Origin of the sequence: Nonomuraea ceibae, from assembly GCF_019396325.1 — a bacterium.
GTDB classification, from domain to species: Bacteria; Actinomycetota; Actinomycetes; order Streptosporangiales; family Streptosporangiaceae; genus Nonomuraea; species Nonomuraea ceibae.
In genome coordinates, this window is the sequence record NZ_JAHKRO010000216.1 from 1 (window position 1) to 6,687 (window position 6,687).

The 6,687-nt window shown below is 66.7% G+C and carries 7 protein-coding genes and 2 pseudogenes; 2 read left to right on the plus strand and 7 right to left on the minus strand.

What is annotated here, in order from left to right:
- Positions 1–122: 122 nt before the first annotated feature.
- Together KME80_RS49145 and KME80_RS51525 are read right to left on the minus strand one after the other, a co-directional pair.
- Entirely contained in the window at positions 123–593 is a 471-nt protein-coding gene (locus KME80_RS49145) for a glycosyltransferase (RefSeq protein ID WP_219519744.1), read from the minus strand.
- A gap of 153 nt (positions 594–746) precedes the next feature.
- Positions 747–1,045: pseudogene (locus KME80_RS51525) on the minus strand (integrase core domain-containing protein).
- A gap of 479 nt (positions 1,046–1,524) precedes the next feature.
- On the opposite strand from KME80_RS51525, the gene KME80_RS52505 reads away from it, so the two are divergent.
- A complete protein-coding gene (locus tag KME80_RS52505; protein ID WP_219519750.1) occupies positions 1,525–1,980 on the plus strand; it encodes an ATP-binding protein in 456 nt (151 codons plus the stop codon).
- A gap of 830 nt (positions 1,981–2,810) precedes the next feature.
- Here the strand turns inward: KME80_RS52505 and KME80_RS51530 are convergent.
- The 4 genes from KME80_RS51530 to KME80_RS49175 form a co-directional block, all read right to left on the minus strand.
- The gene (locus KME80_RS51530) at positions 2,811–3,065 is read right to left on the minus strand and encodes a cupin domain-containing protein (RefSeq protein ID WP_246647134.1); all 255 of its coding nucleotides are present in this window, start codon (positions 3,063–3,065) and stop codon (positions 2,811–2,813) included.
- A 210-nt stretch (positions 3,066–3,275) separates the two neighbouring features.
- Positions 3,276–3,464: a hypothetical protein gene (locus KME80_RS49165; protein WP_219519756.1), complete on the minus strand. Its 189-nt coding sequence runs from the start codon at positions 3,462–3,464 to the stop codon at positions 3,276–3,278.
- A 68-nt stretch (positions 3,465–3,532) separates the two neighbouring features.
- Positions 3,533–3,856, minus strand: coding sequence for a hypothetical protein (locus KME80_RS49170; RefSeq protein WP_219519759.1), 324 nt, complete (start codon positions 3,854–3,856; stop codon positions 3,533–3,535).
- Positions 3,825–4,163 carry a hypothetical protein gene (locus KME80_RS49175; protein WP_219519762.1) on the minus strand — a complete coding sequence of 113 codons (339 nt, stop codon included), beginning with the start codon at positions 4,161–4,163 and terminating at the stop codon, positions 3,825–3,827. Before KME80_RS49175 ends, KME80_RS49170 begins: the two co-directional genes overlap by 32 nt.
- Positions 4,164–4,416: 253 nt before the next feature.
- Here KME80_RS49175 and KME80_RS49180 point away from each other — a divergent pair, with 253 nt between their 5' ends.
- Positions 4,417–4,863, plus strand: coding sequence for a hypothetical protein (locus tag KME80_RS49180; protein WP_219519765.1), 447 nt, complete (start codon positions 4,417–4,419; stop codon positions 4,861–4,863).
- Positions 4,864–6,421: 1,558 nt separating this feature from the next.
- Here the strand turns inward: KME80_RS49180 and KME80_RS49185 are convergent.
- Positions 6,422–6,687, minus strand: a pseudogene (locus tag KME80_RS49185) (MarR family transcriptional regulator); the annotation flags it as partial.

Here is a 6,687-nt window from a genome sequence, read left to right on the forward strand (position 1 = left end):
ATCAACCGGCTCAAACGCCATCGCGGCATCGCCACCCGGTACGACAAGCTCGCCGTCCGCTACGCAGCCACCGTCCACATCGCTGCCATCAACGACTGGCTCACGATCCTTTGAAACACGGCCTAGCCGCGCACCCCGACGGAGGTGTTCGAGCTGGCCGCCGCGCGCTTTCCGAATATGCTGGTTCCGCTCGGCGGGTGTGCGCGGTCACTCAAGATGTTGGTGAAGGTGACACCGGCGCCGTGGGCTCGGGCGCGAGCACCCCAGAACGGCTGGTCGACGCCGAAAGGGACGACAACGGAGGGGATCCCGGCGGCGAACGCGGCACCGGTGGTCCCGGCGCCGCCGTGGTGGACGACGGCAGCGCAGCGCGGCAACAACCTGTCGTGCGGGGCCTCCTCCAGGAAGATGACATGGTCGGTGTCCTCGGCCGCACGGCGCAGGCCGCCCCAGCCGCCGAGCAGCACCGCCCGCACCCGGGCCTCGCGGACCGCCCTCAGCACCAGGGCGGTGAGGGCGGCGGGATCCTTGCCGACCATGCTGCCGAAGCCGATGCAGATGGGTGCTGGACCGGCGGCCAGGAAGTCGCGCAACTCGGCAGGCGGCGCCCAGTCCCACATGGGGTCCGGGGCCGGATACGGGAGTTGAGCAGTATACGAACGAAAGGCGTCCTAATAGGCCCTCCGAGCTTAGGCAGGCGTGGAAGACCGTTCCGGCGTGCTTGGACCTGCTCTAGGTGTACTTGGTCATGAACTTGGTGTCAGTCGGCTGGTCGGTGGTTGGCCGCCGAGGGCTGTGTGTGGCCGGGTGGTGTTGTAGTGCTCGAGCCAGGGATCAAGGGCTTGCGTGCGGTGCTGGTTGCTGGCGTAGGGCTGGCGGTAGGCCCATTCGTGGCCAGGGTGCGGTTGAAGCGTTCTGCTTTGCCGTTGGTCCATGGGCAGTGCGGGCGGGTGAACTTCTGCCGTGCGCCCAGTTCGGCGCAGGCCTGCTGGAATGCGCGGCTGATGCGGTAGTTCTTGGCGTTGTCAGTCAGTACCCGGTGGATGCGGTCGATCGCGGTCGACGGTCAGAGCATTCTCGCCTTCGCCACAACCGCCTATGAGCGGTGGAACCGACGGCAGTCCGCGCCCGCTTCGGGGCACGGCCTGCGGCTCAGGGCTGGAGCGAGAGCCCGAGGCCGTCCTCGCCATCCATGCCCGCGTGGCAGGCGCACGGCAGTCCTTCGGACAGCGCGCCGCGACGACGCGGCGCGCTGTACCCGCCTTCCCCGGCCTTTTCGCGGGCCTGGCAAGTGTGTCACACCCGGCATGACCACCTCCGCTCTCATCCCGCTCGCTCCTGCGGGTCATGCGGACTCCGTATCAACGTCAGGGGCGACGACGCGTTCATCGGCGGAATGGGCCTCCTCAGCTTCCCGGTGGAACGGCGGACCGCTCGCCACGTCGCGGCCTGTCTGCGGCCAGGTACCGGTTCAGTTCATGGTCAACGGGTAGGGACACCGATATCACCCTGGAGGTGGTTGTAGTGGATCTAGGAATCACTCTCTCGATCCCCCGACATACCGCAACCGTGCCGATGGCCCGAAAGATCGTCGATGCAGCTCTGGTGGAGTGGGGCGTGAATGCCGAAGCACGGGGTGACATCTCCATCGCGCTCAGCGAGGCATGCGCCAACGCCGTCCAGCATTCCGGCACCCAGGCTGACTACCAAGTTGACGCCGAACTGCAGAGTGATCGGTGCGTCCTAGAGGTCATCGACTTTGGCAGCGGTTTCCCACCACAGATCTGGCCGGCCGCCGACGACCACGACGCCTTCACGCCTTTCTCGGACGAGCACGGTCGCGGCTTGCAGCTTATCCGCGCTCTCATGGACCGCATGGATATCGTCGCCACCGCCGGTCGAGGCGTCACCGTACATTTTGAGAAGATCCTTAAGCCCGCAGACGATTGTTTGCCGCTCACCCTGGCCTGCAACGGGTAGGCATAGCGCGCGGAGGTGTTTCGATCGCATGCCTCGAGAGCTGTGCCACGTTGGCCATGGTCAAGGTATACCGGCCGCGGTCGTCTCCATTGACCCACGCCCTCAGGCATCTCCGCCGAGGCAATGCCCTGAACAAGGGCCGCTCGCTTCGGTCATAACTCGTCCAGGTAGCGCCGCGCCCTCGGCCGGGCCGATCGCCCTGGGCGAGCGAGGAGGCTCGTGCCGGCGAACAGATCGCGAGGATCCAAGGGCGCGGGCAGGCCATCGTCATCCCCGAGGGAGATCGGGCAGGCGGAACCCGGAGGTGATGGACATGTGGTCGCCGTCGGTTTGGGACGCGGCAGGCGGTGTTTCGATCTGTGCGTCTCCCGACGTGGTCTCCTGCTGCGACGCCGTCTGGGACGGGCTGCGTCCCCTTCAGCCTCGCTGGATGCGTCAAGGACGCGTCTCAGATCACAAACAGGGGCACACATCGTGACGTGATCGGTCAGTTAATGGTATTACGGTGCCAGGCGGCGGGCTGTTGGAGGGGAGTCGGTCACCCGGGCATGGGCATCGGATTACTGCCGTGCGGCTGACTCGCTGATGTCCATGCCTCGCCGGTCTGACTCAGACGCGCCGGGCGACAGGTCACGGATGGGCATGCGTCAAAAGAACTCGACAGGGCGAAGCTGTCGGGAGTACTTGGTGTGCAGACGGACGGCCTGATGTGATCATGCCTGTCGGAGTTCGGGTTTTTATCGGCCTCGGGGGACGTTGGAAGATGTCCATGAACCTGGAAGGGCCTTGAGGGGTGGGCTGGATCAGACCGGGTCTTCGGGCGCGTTGCGTCAGTTCCCGTACTGCTTGGTGTCCGGGTGCTCGATGAGCAGGATATGAGCGGTCTTGTCGGCAACGGGACGGTGTCGCATTCCCCTGGGAACGGCGAACAGTTCGCCTGCCTTCAGCACCACCGGGTCGTGCCCCTCCAATTGGATCTCAAAGCTGCCGTCCCAGCACAAGAAGAGCTCGTCCTCATCGTGGTAGTGCCAGGGAAATTCGCCCTCCAATCGAGCCAGGCGAACGACGGTGGTGTCGTTCACCATCGCCAGATTGTGCTGTTGGAAGGGCCCTGGGAGCGCGGTGATAGCCTCAGGTACCGAGATTGCTCCACGTTGATGCGAATCTTCGTGATGTGTGGTCATGCCACGATTGTTGTCCTCACAGTGGCCTGGCGGCAGAGCCAATACAGCTGGATTGGTCCTCTTCATGGACCAATCCTCTGGGCATCATGCTTATGTGATCCGAAGCGGGGGCTATTGGATGATCCTCTTCGAGGCGGCACGGCGTCGCTCTGTGGCGATGACTTCATTGACGGCAGCTCGGGCGGCCGATTCGTCGACGATGGCCTTGTCGGTGATGAAGGTCGCCGGTAGAGCCTGGATGGCCAGGTTGTTGATCGCGCGAGGGTAGCCGCGGCTCGCGGTGTGGATCAGCGCGGCCACGTCGTCGGTGAACAGCGGGTCGGTGCGGTCGACTTCCTCCGCCAGCCGGGCGGAATCGGCGGGAGAAGCTACTCCGGAGCGACGCCCGCGTCCGCCACGCGGCTGAGCACCGGCACCGCCTCGTCGGGCACGGCGATCTGCAGCTGAGCTGCGGTGCGCACGGCCACATCGCCCAGCCGCTCGCCGGGCAGCAACTGGCTCATCTCGGTCAGCAGCATCACGGCCGCCTGTAGCGCTCCTACCGGCACGCTGGCCCGGGCGTCGGCCGCGAGACGGTCGACGGTCTCCGGCTTCCACTGGTGGCTCAGATAGGGCACATGGGTGATCAGCCCGTGAGCCAGCTGGTCGCGCTGCGACCGGTCACGCGCCGGGTCGCCGGTGGTCGTGGTCATGGGTGTCCCCCTTCTGCTCATGGGGGGCATGGAGCGATTTTCCCACCTTCCTGGTCGGCCCAACCTTTCCGTCCGGCTCGGAGGCTGCCCGCTCGCCCTGATCCCCGTGGTGGCCTGAACTCTGGGGCCAGCGGCGACGACGCGCTTCCACCCGCACCGGCATGCCGGGCGTCAGGTGATGCTGTTCGCCCGGAAGGTTGAACTTGATCAGGGACGAGTCGTTGCCGTGCATCGCCAGCAGCTTCACGACCATGACCGGCTGACCGTCTTCGGTCACCTTCTTCGTGGAGAAGTTCTTCGCAGCCATCGGCGGCCCGTCACGACGAACGCGAGCTGACTCGTGTCGATCGGAAAATGCATCCTGCCTCCCATCGCCCGGGAGCGCCCCGTGCGGGCAACTCCCGCGATGACCAGCGATACTCGAGAATGTGTTCGGGTAGTTCAAGGGCACGCCGGTACGGCATACCTTCCTGACATATCCGGCCGCGTGTGCTAATGCATCTGCGGGGCAACTAGGCTGCACCGCCCGGGGACCGACCGACACAGAGGGAGCGTGACGCATGTTCCTGCCCATCCCGCTGTCGACGCCCCTTCGCGACAACCCCGCGATGCTGCGTCAACGGGTCCACACCTTCGCCACCATCGAAGGGCTATGCGCGTGCCGCGCTGCCGATCTCGTGCTCGCCGCCCACGAGGCGGCCCTTCTGCTCATCGACACGGGGTGCCCGGACGCCACACTCAGTTTGTGGGCCGACCAGGCAGGCGTCAGCCTCCACCTCTACGACCCGACGAGCGCGATCACTGAGGACCAGATCGCCGCCAACCGCAACCTGCACTCCCGTTTGACCGGCAGCGCCGCATCGCTGGTCGTCGTCCTGTACCTGTGTGATCTCATCGCCCTGGACCGCAGTGACGGGGCATCCCGCCTCCATCTGCGCCTGCGCCCCGCCGACCACCCTGCATTCGTCAACCGCCCGCCCACGTCCCCGGCGTGCTCCCACCTGTAGACCCCCGCCGCACCAGCTCAGCCCCATCCAGCAGCGAACGCATCACGTAGTCACTCGATCGCCGTCGATAATGACGGCGGCGGGCCACACGCTGTGAGGGGGGAACCCGCCAGACTGCCCGGCCCACGCCCCAGCGGCCAACGGCCCGGGACGGGCAGTCACCCCCGGCCCGCCCGAGCAACGCCCCGCGCTGTGTGATGAGTTCCCTACCAGATCAAGCACGCCCGGCACACCGGGCGCCACCCCGCGGAAACGATCTCGCTCAGGGGCGGCAACCTCCCGGGAGACAAGCCCGCACCAGGAACCCGCCCAGGCGACCGGGGGCAGCGTACGTCCATCTCCACACGTTGCCGCAGGACGCGCCACGGAGATAACACCGGCGATGGGACCAACCGGAGGAGAGTGTGAGCCATGCCCAAGAAGGACGACGAGGAGAGCCCGCCCATCTGCGGCACCTGTTTAGGTGCGGGCGGCAAATAGATCGACCAGAATGGGGACAGCAAGAATCACAGCAAGTGGGTTCAGTGCACCACATGCAACGGAACCGGAACTAAATGACCGACCCCATCACATGTCCCGAGTGCCAGGGCCGCCGAGGAACCCGCTTCAGCGGCGGCCTGTTCCTCCAATGCCACTTCTGCCAGGGACGCGGATGGGTCGGCGGCCAGCACGAGCCCGCAGAACGCGGCGACCACCCACCGCCCATCCGGCCGCCAGCCTGGCAGCACCCCGCCTTGCAAGACACCGAACTGTGCGGCTACTGCCTTGGCGCAGGAGAGATCATCCAACTTGGCGGCGGCGAGGAACGCGCTACTTCTCTCGGTGCAGCCCCCTGCCCTCGCGGCTGCAAAAAGCCAGAGCAAACCCAATAGAGCCTTTGAAACCCCACGGGCTGCCACCGCTCTGCGTGCCGTTGGCCCGCTGGACTCACCGTAGGACTCGCATCGACTGGCCACCCTCGACAACGGCGGGGGTATCGAATCGTTGCGGTCCGCCGGGCCGCGGCCAGCCTGCCCGCACAGCTGGCGGTGTGGCTGGATGAGTTGCTGCAAAACCATCTGCTCGGTACCAGCGGGCTCACCCCCGATCTGGTCCGGAGGCTGACCAGGCCCGGCGTACTGCTGATCGCCACCATGCGCGAGGAGTAATACCGTCCCTACGCCCGCCCGACCGGTCCGGGAGATGCGCGGGGCGACGCCGCCGAATGGAAGGTGGTCAGGAAACTCGCCACCCCTATCACCATCCGCGCCAAGCTGAGCGTCGCCGAACAGGGACGGGTTCGGGCCGCTGCCGAACACGACAGATACCTGCGGGCAGGCATGCATACCGCCCCAGACGACCCGTTCCAGGCGATCGCCGGCGTGCCGCTGCTGATCCGTCACGCCGATGGAGCCCGATCCGTATGCCCGAGCGGTGTGGAGGCTGCGGTCGACGCCGCCCGGCTGGGCATGCGCTCCCCGCGCTGGGGTGTCATCACGAGAACAGGGACGTCCGCGTTGATCAGCCGGTCGCGCGGGTGTGTCGGAAGCGCGATGTGGACAAGCCTGCCGCGTGACGGTCAGTCGCGTAGGCGGATCAGCGCCTGGGGAGACAGGTACCGGGCGAGATCCTCCAGGAGGCCGACGATCTCGTCGACCCTGTGCGCGTCGTCGTCGCCCAGCGCTTTGGCCAGGGCTGCGTCGATGGAAGTCGCCCGGACCTCCTTCAGGCGGCTGGAGAGCTCCGGGGCGGGCCGGACGCGGAGTCGCCGGCGGTCGCGGGCGTCGGGCTCCGTGACGACGGCGCCCGCCTCCCGCAACCGGGCGACCGCCGCCGACACGGCGC

Excerpts from the sequence above, each read along its gene's own strand:
- KME80_RS51530 (WP_246647134.1), bottom strand. The coding sequence starts at position 3,065 with ATGGTGAACGACACCACCGTCGTTCGCCTGGCTCGATTGGAGGGCGAA.
- KME80_RS49170 (WP_219519759.1), bottom strand. The coding sequence starts at position 3,856 with ATGACCACGACCACCGGCGACCCGGCGCGTGACCGGTCGCAGCGCGAC.
- KME80_RS49175 (WP_219519762.1), bottom strand. The coding sequence starts at position 4,163 with ATGGCTGCGAAGAACTTCTCCACGAAGAAGGTGACCGAAGACGGTCAG.
- KME80_RS49180 (WP_219519765.1), top strand. The coding sequence starts at position 4,417 with ATGTTCCTGCCCATCCCGCTGTCGACGCCCCTTCGCGACAACCCCGCG.